This is a genomic window from Kitasatospora sp. NPDC059795 (genome assembly GCF_042732175.1).
Lineage (GTDB): Bacteria > Actinomycetota > Actinomycetes > Streptomycetales > Streptomycetaceae > Kitasatospora.
Genome location: NZ_JBHWID010000001.1, coordinates 508,038 through 522,653, shown reverse-complemented (window position 1 = coordinate 522,653; position 14,616 = coordinate 508,038). Strand labels below are relative to the sequence as shown.

The following is a 14,616-nucleotide window of genomic DNA, read 5'->3' as shown; positions in this document are numbered from 1 at the left end:
TGAGTGTCTTGGCTGGTGAAGTCGCGCTGCGATATCTTGTGACTGAGGGCGCAACCTTTTTGGAGGTGCTCGAATACCTGTCTCGGCGAGGCCCTCGGGCTCTTACGCCGCTTGAATTCCTCAGGGTGTTCCAGGAGGAGCTTGGAATCTCGTTCATCGAATCGCGGAACATGTTGGAGTATTTTGACCCCGAAATGAAACCGATTGTCGAGGTGGAGCTCATCAACGAGCGCGGGTGCCTCCTCCTGCAGAGGTTCAATCCAATTGACTGACGGACCCTGAATTTGGGGGAATGGCCTCTCTGCTTGATGAGTGGAGAGGCCATTCCCCATCTCGGCTCGCACTGTGATCGGCGCGCCATCGGCACATAGCTTGTTAAAATGTCGCGAATTGGCCATGTGAGCCACAAAGGAAGGGCCTCGTCGAACGTCTCGGCGAGGCCCTTCTGAGCGCCTTGACGGCAGTAGTTGACGGCAACCTCAGCGGACGGATGCTGCACAAAATGGCGGTTCGTCGCCAGCGAGCCGGGCCACCGCGATCGTCCGGGGGCACTTGCCGTCGGGGACGGTGACGTGCCATCGGGGGCCGTGGCGCTCAACGCGCCCGTGCTCGGCGAGGTCTGCGATCTCGCCGGGTCGTAGTCCTGTGAGCAGGGCGAGCCGTTCGACGGCCGCAAACTCGGCGGGGACTTCGAAGGTGCCGCGAAGGAAGGTGGCGGCCTCCTTGACGGTGAGCTGGCGAGTGCCGAGCGGCCTACGCCGTCCGGAGCGGTTCGGCGGGGTGGCGGCCGGCGGGCTGCCGGGTTGCATGCTGCGGCTTTCGGAGGTTGTGTTCACGGGCGGGCGCTCCGGGGCTGGGCCGTTCGCGGGTCGGGGGCGTCGGTGGCGACCTGCTGTTCGACGGCGGCGATGGGTGGTTGGTGTGCTGTCTGCTGAGGCTGTGGGTCGTCGGCCGGGGCGGGCGGTGGGGCGGCCGGGCGGGGCCGCCGCGCGGGGGTGGGGATGAGTTCGCCCTGTCCGGTGCCGGGGCGGGTCACGGTGACGCGGGGCCGGTCGCCGTGGACGTCCGGGATGCCCCGGACGGCTACGAGGTAGTGGGCGAACCACCAGTTGCGGCAGGTCCTGAACGCGGGGTTGGCGGCGCGGGGGTCGTCGTCCGGGATGTGCTCGTCGGTGAAGGGGATGGGTCGGATGCCGTCGAGGTGGACGGTGAGGTCTTGGACGGCGAGGGTCTGGGTGTGGCCGGGGGCGGCTTCGAGGGCGAGGTGGGGGTTGTCTTCCCAGCGGTAGGGGGTGGTGACGCCGCAGAGGTACCAGGCGATGGTGTGGGGGAACTCGTTGAGTTCGACGGTGACGGTGGTGATGTTCTCGTCGACGGCTCGGCTGTAGCGGCCGTGGAGGGCGACGGCGCAGTGCCGGCTCAGGTCCGTGCCCGTGATGTATTTGAGCCAGAGGTGTCGGTACGTCCGGTGTCCGGCGGTGATGGTGATTCTTGGCAACTTGGTTTCCTTGGTGGCGAGTTGAACAACCCTTATGGGTAAATTCTATACTCATCACGTGGGGTTCCCTAATCGCCGTCCCGCTCCCGACACGCCTCCACCAACGCCTCCACCAACGGCCGGTGCCGGTTGTGCCGGTACTCCCCCGGGTACTCCATGTTGAACTCCAGCTCCAACGCCGCCCGGCGCACCGCCTCCGGCAGCGGCAGCGGCTTCCGGCACACCGCGTAGATGTTCCCGCCGTTCGGATTGCCCCGGATCTCGACCTCGCCGAAGAACCGGCCCATCAGCGCCCGCAGCGTCTCCGGGGAGTGGAACCGCTGCATCGTCCACACTCCCTTGCGGAACGTCGCGGTGAACCCGTTCTCGTCCAGGAACTCGATCGTGCGACGGTAACGGCCGTTGTGCCGGGCCTTCTTGCCGCTCATCCGGCGCTCCACCGAGCCGAGGGACCTGGTCCCGGTGAAGAACGTGCCGTCCTTGGCGAGCAGCGAGTTGCACGCCGTCACCACCGCGTCCTCGAACTCCAGGCTGGTGATCGAGTTGAGCACCGAATCGAGGACGACGACGTCGTACAGGCCGTTCGCGCGCGCGTCCCGCTGAATGTCTCGGATGTGGGAGACGGTCGCCGCGACGTCGAGGGCGTTCTCCTTCCCCTTCGCCTTGACGTGCGGCTCGTACCAATGCGCGTCCCAGCCCTGCGCCTTGACGCGCTTGATGTACGCCAGCTCCCCGGCGCCGAAGTCCACCACCCGCTGGCCCGGGCGCAGCGCCGGCAGGACGTGCTGCTCGTACGTGGTGGACTTGTTGGAGTCGCCCTCGTCGCCGCCGAGGCGATGCATTTGGCACCAGTGTTGGTTGTAGGCGCGGATGCCGAGCTGCGTGTAGTCGTACACGCCGTACTCGCCGTCCAGCCACACCGCCAGCTCGTCGGCTTCCTGAACGGACATGCGGTAGCACAGCAGCGGCAGCTTCAGGTCGGCGACGACCACCGCGTAGTCGTTGTTGAGGATGACCCGGCCGGCCGTATCGGCGACGACCGAGCCCCAGGCGCCGTATCGGGTGACGAGGCGGCGGATCTCCGACTGGATCGCCGGATTGGAGCGGGAGACCGCGGTGACGTCCTCGGGCTGGATCCACTCCCAGCCGTGTGCGTCCGGCCCGGACGCGCGCACCCGGACCTTGCTGCCGTCCGTCTCCACCGAGTTGTGCAACAGGTTGAACTGCACTTCGTCGCCAGTGCTGACGTGCCCGTCGAGGAGGATCGCCGGGACGTGGGTCTCCCCGATGGCCTTCAGCGACTTGGTGCGCTGGTGGCCGGCGATCAGGATGCCGTTTGCCGTTGACGATGACCGGCTTCACGCAGCCGTACAGCTTCAGGGACTGCTGGAGTCGGCCGAACGCCTCCTCGGACAGGCGTCGGGGGTTGTAGGGGGCGGGCTTGAGCCCGGCGAGCGGGTAGGCCTCGACGAACTCAGGCATCGGCCTGCTCCTGCTGCGCCTCGTGCTGGTCGAGGAGGTAGTGCGCGAAGCCGGTGTCGGTGCCGCGCGCGGTGTAGAAGGCATCGTGGACGTTGTTGAGTCGCTCGACTTCCTCCCGGGTGATCTGCACGCGTGTGGTTTCCCACTGCACGAAGCCCCACTGAAGGTGCTCGTCCGCTGTCCGTTCGCCTTCGCGTTCGGTGGTCTCCGCGGCGAGCTGGGAGGGAAGTTCGATGCCGTCGAGGAGTTCGTCGACGGCGTCCTGGTCGTAGCCGGTGCCGTCGAGGGTGGCCAGGCCGGACAGGATGTCTGCGAGCAGTTCGGTGTCGTACCCGGCGAGGTCCGAGGTGCGGTTGTCGACGATGACGATCTTCGCGGCGTCTTCGTCGTCGACGTCGACCCAGGTCACGGCGATCTGGTCCCAGCCGCGCTCCTTCGCGGCGTCCCAGGTGTGGTTGCCGGCGAGGATCTCGTTCGGGCGGCCGGTCAGGGTGCCGCGGTTGACGACGATCGGCTTGAACTGGCCGTGCCACAGCAGGGATTCGGCGACGGCCGCGACGTCGCCGCGCCGCGGGTTGCGGTGGTAGCGGGTCAGGTCGCCGATCGGGACGGCGAGGGGGAGCAGGGAGTCAACGATCCGGTCGATCGGTTCACGCACGGAACTGGTCCTTCGTAGGCCGATTCCCCGCGCCCCACGCGCCAACAGCCTAGACGATCACTGCCCGCCCGGCTCCGACCCTGGCTCGCTACCTGGGAGTTTGACTCCCCCTGACTGTCAGTCAGACTTTTCGGGCATCCGAGAGGGACTCGGATGCCCCCTCCCACGCCACGGGAGGAACCCAGCAGCTAGGCCAGCTTCCGCGCATCCCGGCGATCGCGGCACGCACTGCTGCTGGACAGTGGCGCCTCACCAACGCCACGCATCTGCGTTTACGGGCGCCAACTACCCAGTTGGCCCCGGATGATCGAGATACTGCGCCGGCGAAGGCTCTCGGTCCGAACCACACTCGCAAATGCGGGGAGGTCGGACCGGCCTGCCCCGCGCTGGATTGGCCCGGCCTCCCATATGGAGGCAAACGTGAATCGCTCCCCCCCAGACAACTGCGCTGCTCGGTGTCTGCATTCTCCTGATCAGCCTGCTGGTCGGCCTCATCTCGGGGCTACTGTCGTGGGCCAGTGACAACCCCATTCCGGCCGCTGTGCGCGATGGCGGCGCGGGCTTCGGCGCGACCGTGGTGGTGTGCCTCGCTGCGGCTGCGTTCTTTCGCCAGGAGTAGAGGTCGCGGCAGCGTGCTTCTGGACGAACTCGCTGCGGAAGCCGGATGTGCGCGGCCGGGTAGCTGATCCGGCGCGAGGTGGGACCACAGGGCCTACGCCTTACCCTGCGCCGGATCCGCAGTCTCCGTGAGAATCGGTGAACCAGAAGCGACCGGGGCGCCCCGGAGATCGATGCAACTTGGCTCCCTACCAGGCGCTTTGACTGCACAAAGCTTTCGGCCCGATACTCGATGTCGCCCCGGGGTGAGTGCCGGGGCGGCCCCACCCATCAGTGCGGGGCCGTGCTGCTCTGTGGGTGATCTCGCCCGCGCCGGACGCGCGGGACGACTTGAACAGTGCCCAAACCCAGTCCGAGGGGTCGAGTAGAAGCACGATGCCAAGGTCCGGCCGGGCCTGGCGCAACAACTCTGAGCCGCGCCGGCGGGTCAGGCCGACTTCGTTCCGCTACGCGGGAGAGGTCCGGCCGGGCCTGCCCTCTGCGATTCCGGCCGCCTCTCCCCGATCAGAGGGGATGGCCATGTACTGTCCTGCAGCACCAACGGTTCGCTCTGCGGGTGACCAACAGCATCCGCGCCTTCCCATTGCGCCCGGCGTCTATCGTGGGGGCATGGGGAAGAAGCCGCGGCGCCGCAGGCGAGCCGACACACCGACAGTCGACCGCGCCGTCCACGTGCCCAGGGCCGCCGCTGATCCCTTCATCTACGAGGTCAAGGGCAGCACCGGACATAGCTCAGCCCTGGCGACAGCGATCTGGCAGAACGTCCCAGCCGGCAAGAGCAACACGGTCGCGGCGGTGACAGCCGCTCTCGGGGCCGAGGGGCGACGGCTGTTCGATCTCCCCGACACTGCTTCTCCTCAGTCCCCCACCCTCGACGGCCCCCGGGCCCGCAAGGTCCGCAACGATCAGGCGAGTCACCTGCTGTTCCGGTATGCCCTGAGTGTCGAGCAGTACAGGCAGGACGATCCCGACCACTCGGACGTCGCGGAGCTGAAGGCCCTGGTCGCGCGCTGGAGGCCGGCTGCCCAGGCCAAGGCTCTCGAAGCCGAGGCGATCCTGAAGCTCGGGTTCGATGCCGCCGCGCTGGTCGACCGGATGGAGGAGGCCGGGGTGGAGACTGCCTCGGTGTCGACGCAGGAGATCATCGACGCGGTCCGGGCGGCACGCGGGGGTGCTGAGTGAGCGGTCCCGAGGCGGCCAGCCTGGTGCTGGACGCCTCAGCGGCGGTCGAGCTGATGACAGGTCCGCTGCGCCGGACGATCGCCGCTCGTCTTCAGGATCAGGTCGTGGCCGTACCGGGGCACTTCGACCAGGAGGTGCTGACCGCGTTGCGGGGCCTCTCGTTCGGGGGGAAGATCCCCCTCCGGGTGGCGGACCAGGCGGTGAAGGAGCTCGGTTCGCTGCCTTTCCTGCGGGTGGACACCGTCCAGCTGATCGATCGAACTTGGGCGCTCCGCCACAATCAGTACCCGGGGGACGGCCTGTACGTGGCGCTCGCGGAGAAGCTGGCCGTGCCGCTCGTGACGACGGACGGGAAGCTCTCCAGGGCGACCGGGGTGGCCTGCACGGTCGAGCTGATCACCTGATCGGTGGTCAGCTGCGAGACGGCCAGGGCGGGTCGAGGCCGGACCTGCGGGCTTCGCCCCGCCGGCGTTCGAGCCCGTTGCGCGGAGGAACCGGGGCTCAGCTGGTGGTGCCCTTGTTGGCGACGAAGCTGATGATGTCCTCAACGGTGACGGCGTGGCTCGCGCGGGGGTAGTCCCAGAACTCTTCCAGCCGGACGGCGTGTTCGCCATCGAGGACGAGGCCGATCGCCAGCAGCGCAGCGTCGCGGCTGGCGTACTGGCCGGGCAGCCAGTCCGAGCCGTGCGTGATGCGCCAACCGGTACCCGGCAGCGCGCCGGCGGGGTCCATGAGGGTAAACGGGCCGATCGCGTCGAGCTGGTATGCCATTGGGTCACCTTGCTGATCAAAGTGTGTGCGGGTTGTGGGTGCGAACCCGCCCGGCCGGATGGCGGGTCCGGCCGGGCGGGTTCGGGGGCGGCTTACTCGCCGCGGTCTTCGTCTTGGGCTTCCTGGGGCGTGATCTCGCCTGCGCAGAGTCGGAGGGCGATCTGTACGCGGTCGCGGGGACCGCTCTTGCCGGCCGCGAGGAGTTGGGCGGCGGCGGTGAGTCGGGCTTCGGCTTGCTCGGCCCGGTGGAAGAGGGCGTCGAGTTCGGGGTCGGTGATGGTGCTGGCCGTGGGGCGGGGCTCGGTCTGGGGCGGCTGGGTGTCGGTCACGTGGTCGGGCTCCGTTCGGGTGGTTCGCCGAGGAGACCGACGAGACGATACCCGGTGCGCCGGGCGCGGCCGGTGCTCGTGGTCGCGGAGGCGTGGAGGGTGTTGAGGAGGATGAAGCGGCGGAGGGCCGGGCCGCGGCCGATGGTCTCGATCTCGGCCCGGTTGCCGTGGACGGCGATGATCCGGATCCGACGTTTCCCGTCGCCGGGGTGGCACGCCTCGTAGGCCTGGTTCCTGGTGACCTGGTGTTCGCTCATCGGTTGTTGCACCTGCACAGGCCGGAGGTGGGGTCGCACCAGGAGTCGCAGGACTTGCACCAAACGGCGCCGGGGACGGGTGGGGTGCGGTCGGGCTGGTCGGGGTTGGCGTTCACGCGTTGGTCCTCTTCCGGTGGAAGTCGAGTGCTCGGAGGAGATCGGCCCGGTGTGTGGCGGCCTGTGGGTCGGGCCAGCGGGCGCTGTACCGGCGCGGCCGGGGTGGGGGCGGAGGGACCGGGGCGGGGAGGTTCTGCTCGGCGAAGACCGCGGCGGGTGGGCCGTACCGCTCGTACATGAGTCGGGTGTACAGGTCCGGGTCGGCGGTGGTTGGGGCCTGGTAGTGGTCCACGGTGTTTCTCCTGGGTGCGCGTGGGCCCGCCCGACACGGGACGGAAGGGCGGGCCTGGTCGTGGGCTTCGTCTCCTGGCCTGTCTCATGGGAGGGGCCCGGTTCTGGCGGGTAGGGCGCGGGGGAGGTGCCGCCCGTCAGGACCGTGGAGGTGGAGCTTTCACGGCGCTGTCGCTGGTGGAGGCGGCTTATGGGGAGTCGCCTCCGTCAGCGACATGCAGACCGTATCACTTATCTATCCACATGTATCTTTGGGCTTTGGGAGGACAGGTTCTCGACCGTGCACCCTTCGAACGGCGGGGTGCCGAAGTCGTCCCGGCCGACGTCGGGTTGGACGAACAGGGCGTCCTGTCGGGGCTCTTGCGGGCCGTACCAGGCGCTGGCGGGCATGTGCCGCCAGTCGGGTCGAGGCACGTCTTCTCCTTGCGGTTGCCTGCGGTCCGCGCGGGGCCGCCGGGATCGGTTCAGGCTGCGGCGAGTTCGGGGAGCTCGGCGGAGCCAGTGTCTCCCGTCTTGGCGGTGGCGTCGCCGGCCGCGCCCTCGCCGGTCGCGCTCGCGGCGGTGATGAGCTCGGCGAGTTCGGCGTCGATCGGGTCGGCGGTCAGGTCCGGGCGGGCGGCCGCGTTGCTGACCACGATCTGGCGGGCGTCTGCGTGCGCCTTGGCCTGCCGGACCTGGAACTTGGCGTCCTGGATGGACTTGGCGGCGCGCTCCAACTGGTCGAGGCGGGCTCCGAGTTCGCCACCGAGGGCGTCGGCGAGGTCGTCGACAGGGGTTCGGGCCAGCTCGTCGGCGAGGGCTCGGATCCGCTCGATCTGGTCGAGCTTGTTGCGGGTGGCCTTCTGGGTGGCGATGCGCTCCTGCTTCTCGTCGTCGGTCAGCTCTTCGACGTCGAACATGCTGGGCTGGCGCTGCTGCTCACGGACCTGGTGGGCGAAGTGCAGCAGCTCGTTCTCGGTCATGCCGTCGGCTGCCCACTTCTTGAGCACCGCGCGCTGGTTGTCGGGGGTCAGTTCGCTGATGCGGTGGGCGGCCTGGGTGCCGATGTTGCCGAGGGTGACGCGTTCCTGGATCTCAGGGATCAGGTCGAGCAGGGCCATGCGGACCTTGACGTACTTGAGGGTCTTGCCGAAGGCTGCGGCGACGTCCTCGACGGCGAGGGGGGTGCCGTCCTCGTGGGTGTCCTCGTCGAGGATGCGCTGGTAGCCCTTGCCCTCCTCGATGGGGGTCATGTCGTGCCGGTTGACGTTCTCGGCCATGGCCCGGCGGAAGGACTTGATGCCGGCGGGGACGTCGACGATCTCGACCTTGATGGTGGTGTTGCCGGCCATCTCGTTGGCGCGGTAGCGGCGCTCGCCCATCACGATCTCGTAGTCGCCGTCATCGCATCGGCGGACCTCGATGGCGGTCATCAGGCCGTGCTCGCGGATGGAGTCGCGCAGCTCGATCAGCTTTTCGGGGTCGAAGTATTCGCGCGGCTGGTTCGGGTTGGGGCGGACCTTGGACATCTTGAGCGTCTTGGCCATGGCTGCTTCTCCTGGGTCTGGTTTCCGGTGGAGGTTTCCCCCCTTCCTTATGAGTAAATTCTATACTCACCATGCGGGTGGGTCAACTTTGCCGACGCCTTTTCTGTGGACGCGAAAGGATTCCCCGCCCGACGGCGGACCGATTAATCAAACCCTCTTTACTAAATGACCGGTTCGCGCAATGCAATCCGCCGCACACAAAGCGTCATGACAATGCTCCCGCCGGAACCAGCACCCACGCCGGCCATCAAGATCACACATCGCCACCGAACCTTCGCCCGGCGAGCGGCCGAAAACGCTATCAGCGAATGCCGAAACCGGCAGCGGAGACCACGCGCCGAGACGACCGCGTCCGCGAACCGTCGGCGCTCTCCGCGCAAAGGGACGGCTCGCACCCCCAAAGAGCCAGGACTTCGGCCGCATCGGCAAGACCCGCGAGCGGGCTGCCGCCACCGCGGCCTTCCACCCCGGCGCGGCGCATCTCCGCGAGCGCCCTCAGGACACCCGCGCTGGTGACCGCCACGTCACAGCCCCCCACCGGGCGCACACGCCCGGAGCGGACATGCGCCACCGAGAAGATCCACTCCACTGCGGGAAGTGCCCGCAGCGTGGGGTGCGGTCCGGACGGAACCGCCGGCCCGGCAGGGTGCGGCATGCCGCCGGCCCCGCTCCGCGCGCCCCCAAGGGACGCCGCCGCGGTCGATCTTCACGTCAACCCCTAGGGCAATCGCAGCAGTCGAAGCTGCCGACCGCACCGAACCCGGACCCCCGGCCTGGCCGGGGAAACCTGGGAAGCCGCCCGATAGCGAGCGGCTCGGGCCTAGCTTGCACGCGAATCAATTGCGCTGTCAAAAAATGCCCGGTCAATTGACAGCTCACGAAGCAGTTAGGATGCCTGTTGCCGATCGCCAACAAGAAGACCACTTCGACATGAGGACACGGAGGATCTGCGATAAGTACGCCAGCCGCCACAGGCGACAGGCAGTGGAGCCTCTCCGCGAAGCTCGCATACCTGCGCAGCCGTCTCACCCGCGAGGGCGATAAGCCTCCGAGCACTCGTGATCTTGCCGCTCGGACCTCCGATGGGAGCGGCAATCCCAGCCTCGACCACACCGTGATTCACGCCACCCTGAACGGGAGCAAAACCAACCCGCCCTCGCGTACCATTCTCGCACTGGCCCAAGCGTTCGACTGCCCGCCTGCATTTCTGCTTCCAGGGTCTGACGACCTGGATTCGCTGGAGGTCTACTACCGCCACGAGCAGGTCCGCGAGGCGCTGCGCCTGATCGCCGATCTCGGCGAGTCCGGCGCCGACGGGCTGCTCCAGTACGTCCACGCCCTTCGGGAAGCACGCGGTCTCGACACCCCGGCCACCGCACCCGTCCCAGCACCGAGCTCCGCGAAGCCCCGTCGCGGCCGCAGGCTGTCGCGCGCCGACGCCGCCGAAGCGAGCCGCCGCGAGATTCACGGGTTGTCCCACTAAGGCCTGCCACGGCCTGTCACACACAGAAACGAGTTCCCGCCGTGGACTTCGCGAGCCCTCTCGTGAGAACAACCCTGCTGGTCGCCTTCCTGACCGCCACCGTCACCGTCGAACTGGCGGCGCGGACCAGAGGGAAAACCGCCAAGGCGGCCGGGTGGCCCGTCGACCGATGGAGCCGCTTCACCGCTGCTGCCGGAGGCGCGGTCGCCATCCTCGTCTCGGCCGCCGGCGACGCCATCGACAGAGTGACCGGCGTGGACAACCTCGGCATGCTGACGGGGCACCTGGTCGGCATCGTCTCGGTCGCGGGCATCTGCTCGCTCATGCTGGCCTGGACCTATCCCCCCTCGGCCCGGCCGGCCGCGCTGCGGCTACGCCTCGCCGGCGCCCTCGCCGTCGCCGCTGCCGCCATCGCCATGTTCGTCACGGTCGACCACAACGGAATCGACCTCACGAACGAGTACGCCCACGTCGAGGGCGTGGCCGAGTATCTGCTGATCATCAACCTGTACTGGGCGGTGACCGGGATAGCGGTCGCCAGAGACTGCATACCGCTGGCCATCGACAACGCCCGCGCAGGTCACCGTCGGATCGCCACCGCCCAGGCCCTGATCGCCGCCGGCGGAGCGGCCTCCGCCGTCTGGGGCATCACCGAGGGCGCGTTCGCCGCGATCACCCGCATCTGGGGTAATGCTTGGAACGTCGGCGTGCAGGACACCATCAGCTCCACCAGCGCCGGACTGTTCGGTGCGTGCATCTTCAGCGGCATCGCCGCCTGCTCGATCCCCACACGGGTCGAGCGGGCGCGGTAGGCCCGGAGCACACTGATGCCGCACAGCAGCACCGGCGTCGGCCCCGCCCTCAACGGGGCCGACGCCGGGCCGGGTTCACACGGCGAGAACGATCGGCTCGGGGGGAGCCTCGTTTCGCCACCACAGCACGATCCGGCCGGGCTCGATCTTGCGCACGCCCCGGCCTCCCGGGTGCACGTCGATGCGGTGGAACATGAGCAGCGCCAGCCCGCGCCTGGTCTTGGCCGGAGCCGTGTTCCACCACGCCACGAGTTCGTCCACGGTGCCGCTGATCGGCACGTCCACCGCCTGCTGCAGGGTGAGGATCCGGCGCTTGAGGACGCGGCTCTCCGCGGCTGCCTCGGCCTTGGCCTGCTTCAGGTCCCTGGCCTGGAGCTCTCGGCGGACCACCATCGCGGCCAGCTCCCGGATCGACTCGTCGATCTCCTCCACGCGAAGGCGGTCGGCCTCCAGCTGCGCGGCGAGCACCGTCTGAAGCTTCTCCAGGTCTGCGCGGGTCCCGGGCAGCATCAGGCGGGCGAGGACCTGCTCGCCGACGAAGTCCTCCAGCAGGGGTGCGGCGATTCGCACGGCACCACACTTGCCAGGCCTGTCCTGCCGGTTGCCGTCCGGGCAGGAGTAGCCAGGCGTGCCGGCGGAGGAGCGCAGCCCGCCGAGCTGGGCACCGCACCGGCCACACACAGCGAGGTCGCAGCCGGTGAGCATGTAGTCGTAATCGTCGGCACGCGGAGCCTTGACGTGTTGTTCCATCACCCGCGCGAACAGCTCGGGGGAGATCATGGCCGGGTGGTCGGCGGGGACGAGGCTGCCGTCGTCGTTCCGCTTCAGTCCGGCGATGGCCGGGTTGGTCAGCAGGCGGCCGGTGCTCTGGGAAGTGAAGGGCTTGCCGAGGGTGCCGACGAATCCGGCCCCGGTGAGGAACGCCGCCACAGCCGCGTCGGACTCACCGGCGGCGCTGAGCTCCGCCGCTTCGGCGGTGATCGCCGCTTCGGCCTCGTGAAGGCTCTGCCGGCTGAAGTCGGCGAAGCCGAACTGTCTCGGTGGCATCGGTCCCTACCCGTCAGCATCCCGGCCGACCCCGACGTGATGGAAGCTGTTGCATGAGCTTCCATCACGTTGAGCGCAGCTCATCCGTCCATGGCAAGCCCGTCCAGTCCGAGGAACGTCCACAAGGCCGGGGTCAGCACGCGCGTCGTGCCGCCCACCGTGATCATGGCTACGGGGAACTCCCCGCTGCGGATCAGCTGGTAGGCCTTGTTCGGTCCCATGCCGAGCGCCCGGGCAGCTGTCACGACGTTGATGGTCACCGGAAGGTTCAGAACCTCCCGCGCCGTCATGCCGCGCTCCTCGCACGTCTCGACCTGGCCGGTCTTGCAGTTGTTCATAAGTCGTCGCGTTTCTCCCCCGCGCCAACTTCACCCGACGTTTCCACCCCTGTAACGACAGCGACGGATAGCGACGGATAGGTCAGGATACCTCGTTCACACACGCGGACAAAGGTCGAACGCTCGGCAGGTTCGCGCGCCCGGCGACCAGCTCCGTGACCAGGCCGGACAGCGTCCGGGGGCCGCACTGGTTGCTCAGGACGACATCGTGGCCCGCGGCGACGGCCAGCCGCGCGACGGTGCCGCCGATCAGGCCGCGACTCCCCTCCCTGCGGGGCAGCGCCGGCGATGCTCCAAACTCGTACCGGCGCAGCCCGTCGAAGCCGCGCAGTCCTACTTGGCCGCTAATCGCTGGCCCCGCAGAGCCAGGCGAACAGTGAACTCGCTCCCGGGCTGGTGACAGCTACCGCGTTGAAGTGACGACTATCGCGTTCCGGCACACGAACGACTTCTGTGTACAGCGGAAGTCAGATAGTGCAAAATAGAACGTACATTCTATTAGTAGGTAGAAGCTGCCCATCGCCTTGATTCGCGGCCACGGAAGGGAACTGCCCAAGCATGTTCGAGGAACGCACCTATCAGCGATGCGCATGCAAGGGCCCGCTCTTCCACCGGCGCGGCAAGGACAAAGGCAAGCCGGTATTGAACGACGACGGCACACAGCGGATCGGCACCCTCGGCACTGGATGCCCGGACCTCAGCAAGAAAGGTCACGGATCCTGGTACTTCTACATTGAACTTCCGACGGTTGCCACCGGCGAGAACCAGCGCATCCGCCGAGGAGGCTTTCGCACCCAGCGCGAAGCGGCCAGTGCATGCACAAAGGTCTGGGAGGAGCACAAGGCCGGCCTCGACGTAGGAGTGAGGGAGACCCTAGGGCAGTACCTCGACCGTTGGATCGAGTCGAAGGGTGATGTTTCGCTGACGACCACCCGCAGGTACACAGACACCATACGGCTCCACATCGCGCCCTTCATCGGCCACATCGACCGCAAGGAGCTACGCAAGCAGCACGTCGAAGACATGATCGCTGCCATCCGCGAACGAAACACGCAGATCCAGGTGCACCGCGACTACGTGGCCTTCCTGGCCGACGACTGCGAGCAGAAACGACTGGCATGGCACAACGGCCCCAAGGGCAATCGCCGAGAGCTGCGCATCGCCTGGCACGAGACCCGCGAACTATTGGCCTCAGAGCGCCGTCGCCAGCGCAAGGTCACGGAACTGCCAACCCAACATCAGATCCTCGACATACTTTCATCGGCACTCAATGATGCCGTCCGTGCGGAACTCATCACCAAAAACTGGGCCCAGTTGGTGAAGCTCTCACGCAAGAAGCCCCCGCGACCGATGCTGTGGACGCCGGCCCGAGTCGCCCGCTGGCGTGAGACAGGCATAGTCCCGGGCACAGTCATGGTCTGGACACCTCAGCTCACGGGACAGTTCCTGGACACGTATGTGGACCATGAACTCCTTGACTTGTTCCACTTCATGGCACTCCGTGGCCCTCGCCGAGGTGAGGTCTGCGCACTGCCCTGGGCAGAAGTAGACCTGGACGAGCGCCGAGTCACGATCAACCAGCAGGTCATCACCGTCGCCTACAAGCTGTTCGGCGCTGAACCGAAGGCCGGCTCGGAACGCGCCATCGATCTCGACAGCGAGTCTGCCCGCCTGTTCGACCTTCGGCGAGCGCGCCAAGACGAAGCGCGCGCCAGGCTGGCCGAAGCTTGGACGGACACCGGGCTCGTATTCACTCGCGAGGACGGCACGGGATACCACCCCGACTACCTCACCAAGCTCTTCAAGCGCCTGGTCGAACTGGCCGACCTCCCGCCCATCACTCTCCACGGCCTACGGCACGGCGCAGCCTGCATCGCCCACGCTGGCGGCTCCACCCCAAAAGCCATCTCGGAGCAGCTAGGCCACAGCGGCATCCAGATCACGATGGACATCTACACCAATGTGTTCCCGGAGTATCAGCGCGCTCAGGCCGAAGCCGCGCTGGCGGTGGTTCCGCGCGCGACGCGCCCCGCCGTGCCAGCGCCGCCCGAGCCGGTTCCTGTCACATCCCCGATACCGGCCCAACCAGCTGCCGGTTCACGAGCGGGGACGGGCAAGCTCTCCGCCCTGCGACGCGCCCGCGAGAAGAAGGCGGCCAAGACCTCGCCGCAGCCGGCACTGGCGTAACTCCACGGGAAGGCCGAAGGGGTGGCAGCCAGCTCGCCACCCCTTCGGCCCTACCCGGGGGACCCCCACGCGGCGGGTTA

17 protein-coding genes and 1 pseudogene are annotated in these 14,616 nt (G+C 67.8%); 6 read left to right on the top strand and 12 right to left on the bottom strand.

Annotated elements, in window-relative coordinates:
- The first annotated feature begins 8 nt into the window (after positions 1-8).
- The gene (locus tag ACFV4P_RS02480) at positions 9-272 is read left to right on the top strand and encodes a hypothetical protein (protein WP_380466452.1); all 264 of its coding nucleotides are present in this window, start codon (positions 9-11) and stop codon (positions 270-272) included.
- 207 nt (positions 273-479) lie between these two features.
- Here ACFV4P_RS02480 and ACFV4P_RS02475 read toward each other — a convergent pair whose 3' ends face one another.
- The 4 genes from ACFV4P_RS02475 to ACFV4P_RS02460 form a co-directional block, all read right to left on the bottom strand.
- The gene (locus ACFV4P_RS02475) at positions 480-809 is read right to left on the bottom strand and encodes a hypothetical protein (protein WP_380466450.1); all 330 of its coding nucleotides are present in this window, start codon (positions 807-809) and stop codon (positions 480-482) included.
- Positions 810-832: 23 nt separating this feature from the next.
- Positions 833-1,498, bottom strand: a complete 666-nt coding sequence (locus tag ACFV4P_RS02470) for a hypothetical protein (RefSeq protein WP_380466448.1) — start codon at positions 1,496-1,498, stop codon at positions 833-835.
- 68 nt (positions 1,499-1,566) lie between these two features.
- Positions 1,567-2,727 carry a methyltransferase domain-containing protein gene (locus tag ACFV4P_RS02465; RefSeq protein WP_380466446.1) on the bottom strand — a complete coding sequence of 387 codons (1,161 nt, stop codon included), beginning with the start codon at positions 2,725-2,727 and terminating at the stop codon, positions 1,567-1,569.
- Positions 2,728-2,972: 245 nt separating this feature from the next.
- Positions 2,973-3,638 carry a ParB N-terminal domain-containing protein gene (locus ACFV4P_RS02460; protein ID WP_380466444.1) on the bottom strand — a complete coding sequence of 222 codons (666 nt, stop codon included), beginning with the start codon at positions 3,636-3,638 and terminating at the stop codon, positions 2,973-2,975.
- Positions 3,639-4,865: 1,227 nt separating this feature from the next.
- Here ACFV4P_RS02460 and ACFV4P_RS02455 point away from each other — a divergent pair.
- A complete protein-coding gene (locus ACFV4P_RS02455; protein WP_380466442.1) occupies positions 4,866-5,438 on the top strand; it encodes a hypothetical protein in 573 nt (190 codons plus the stop codon).
- Positions 5,435-5,842, top strand: coding sequence for a type II toxin-antitoxin system VapC family toxin (locus tag ACFV4P_RS02450; RefSeq protein ID WP_380466440.1), 408 nt, complete (start codon positions 5,435-5,437; stop codon positions 5,840-5,842). Before ACFV4P_RS02455 ends, ACFV4P_RS02450 begins: the two co-directional genes overlap by 4 nt.
- A gap of 97 nt (positions 5,843-5,939) precedes the next feature.
- On the opposite strand, the gene ACFV4P_RS02445 is transcribed toward ACFV4P_RS02450, so the two are convergent.
- The 5 genes from ACFV4P_RS02445 to ACFV4P_RS02425 form a co-directional block, all read right to left on the bottom strand.
- Positions 5,940-6,209, bottom strand: coding sequence for a hypothetical protein (locus ACFV4P_RS02445; RefSeq protein WP_380466438.1), 270 nt, complete (start codon positions 6,207-6,209; stop codon positions 5,940-5,942).
- Between the two features lie 92 nt (positions 6,210-6,301).
- Complete coding sequence (locus ACFV4P_RS02440; protein WP_380466436.1) at positions 6,302-6,538, bottom strand: hypothetical protein; 237 nt, start codon at positions 6,536-6,538, stop codon at positions 6,302-6,304.
- Positions 6,535-6,795 (bottom strand): hypothetical protein, encoded by a 261-nt coding sequence (locus tag ACFV4P_RS02435; protein WP_380466434.1) that lies wholly within the window; start codon positions 6,793-6,795, stop codon positions 6,535-6,537. The genes ACFV4P_RS02440 and ACFV4P_RS02435 overlap by 4 nt, the downstream gene beginning before the upstream one ends.
- 112 nt (positions 6,796-6,907) lie before the next feature.
- A complete protein-coding gene (locus tag ACFV4P_RS02430; RefSeq protein ID WP_380466432.1) occupies positions 6,908-7,144 on the bottom strand; it encodes a hypothetical protein in 237 nt (78 codons plus the stop codon).
- A 463-nt stretch (positions 7,145-7,607) separates the two neighbouring features.
- Positions 7,608-8,669, bottom strand: a complete 1,062-nt coding sequence (locus ACFV4P_RS02425) for a ParB/RepB/Spo0J family partition protein (protein WP_380466430.1) — start codon at positions 8,667-8,669, stop codon at positions 7,608-7,610.
- A gap of 1,114 nt (positions 8,670-9,783) precedes the next feature.
- Here ACFV4P_RS02425 and ACFV4P_RS02420 point away from each other — a divergent pair.
- Positions 9,784-10,152, top strand: coding sequence for a hypothetical protein (locus tag ACFV4P_RS02420; protein ID WP_380466428.1), 369 nt, complete (start codon positions 9,784-9,786; stop codon positions 10,150-10,152).
- Positions 10,153-10,214: 62 nt separating this feature from the next.
- Entirely contained in the window at positions 10,215-10,964 is a 750-nt protein-coding gene (locus tag ACFV4P_RS02415; RefSeq protein WP_380466426.1) for a hypothetical protein, read from the top strand.
- Positions 10,965-11,039: 75 nt separating this feature from the next.
- Here the strand turns inward: ACFV4P_RS02415 and ACFV4P_RS02410 are convergent, their stop codons facing one another.
- From ACFV4P_RS02410 to ACFV4P_RS02400, 3 genes and pseudogenes are all read right to left on the bottom strand, one after another.
- Positions 11,040-12,011 (bottom strand): recombinase family protein, encoded by a 972-nt coding sequence (locus ACFV4P_RS02410; protein WP_380466424.1) that lies wholly within the window; start codon positions 12,009-12,011, stop codon positions 11,040-11,042.
- Between the two features lie 80 nt (positions 12,012-12,091).
- Complete coding sequence (locus ACFV4P_RS02405) at positions 12,092-12,349, bottom strand: DNA-binding protein (RefSeq protein ID WP_380466422.1); 258 nt, start codon at positions 12,347-12,349, stop codon at positions 12,092-12,094.
- 148 nt (positions 12,350-12,497) lie between these two features.
- A pseudogene (locus ACFV4P_RS02400) lies at positions 12,498-12,602 on the bottom strand (NADP oxidoreductase); the annotation flags it as partial.
- 305 nt (positions 12,603-12,907) lie between these two features.
- Between ACFV4P_RS02400 and ACFV4P_RS02395 the strand changes: the two are divergent.
- Positions 12,908-14,536, top strand: a complete 1,629-nt coding sequence (locus tag ACFV4P_RS02395) for a tyrosine-type recombinase/integrase (protein ID WP_380466420.1) — start codon at positions 12,908-12,910, stop codon at positions 14,534-14,536.
- Positions 14,537-14,616: the final 80 nt, after the last annotated feature.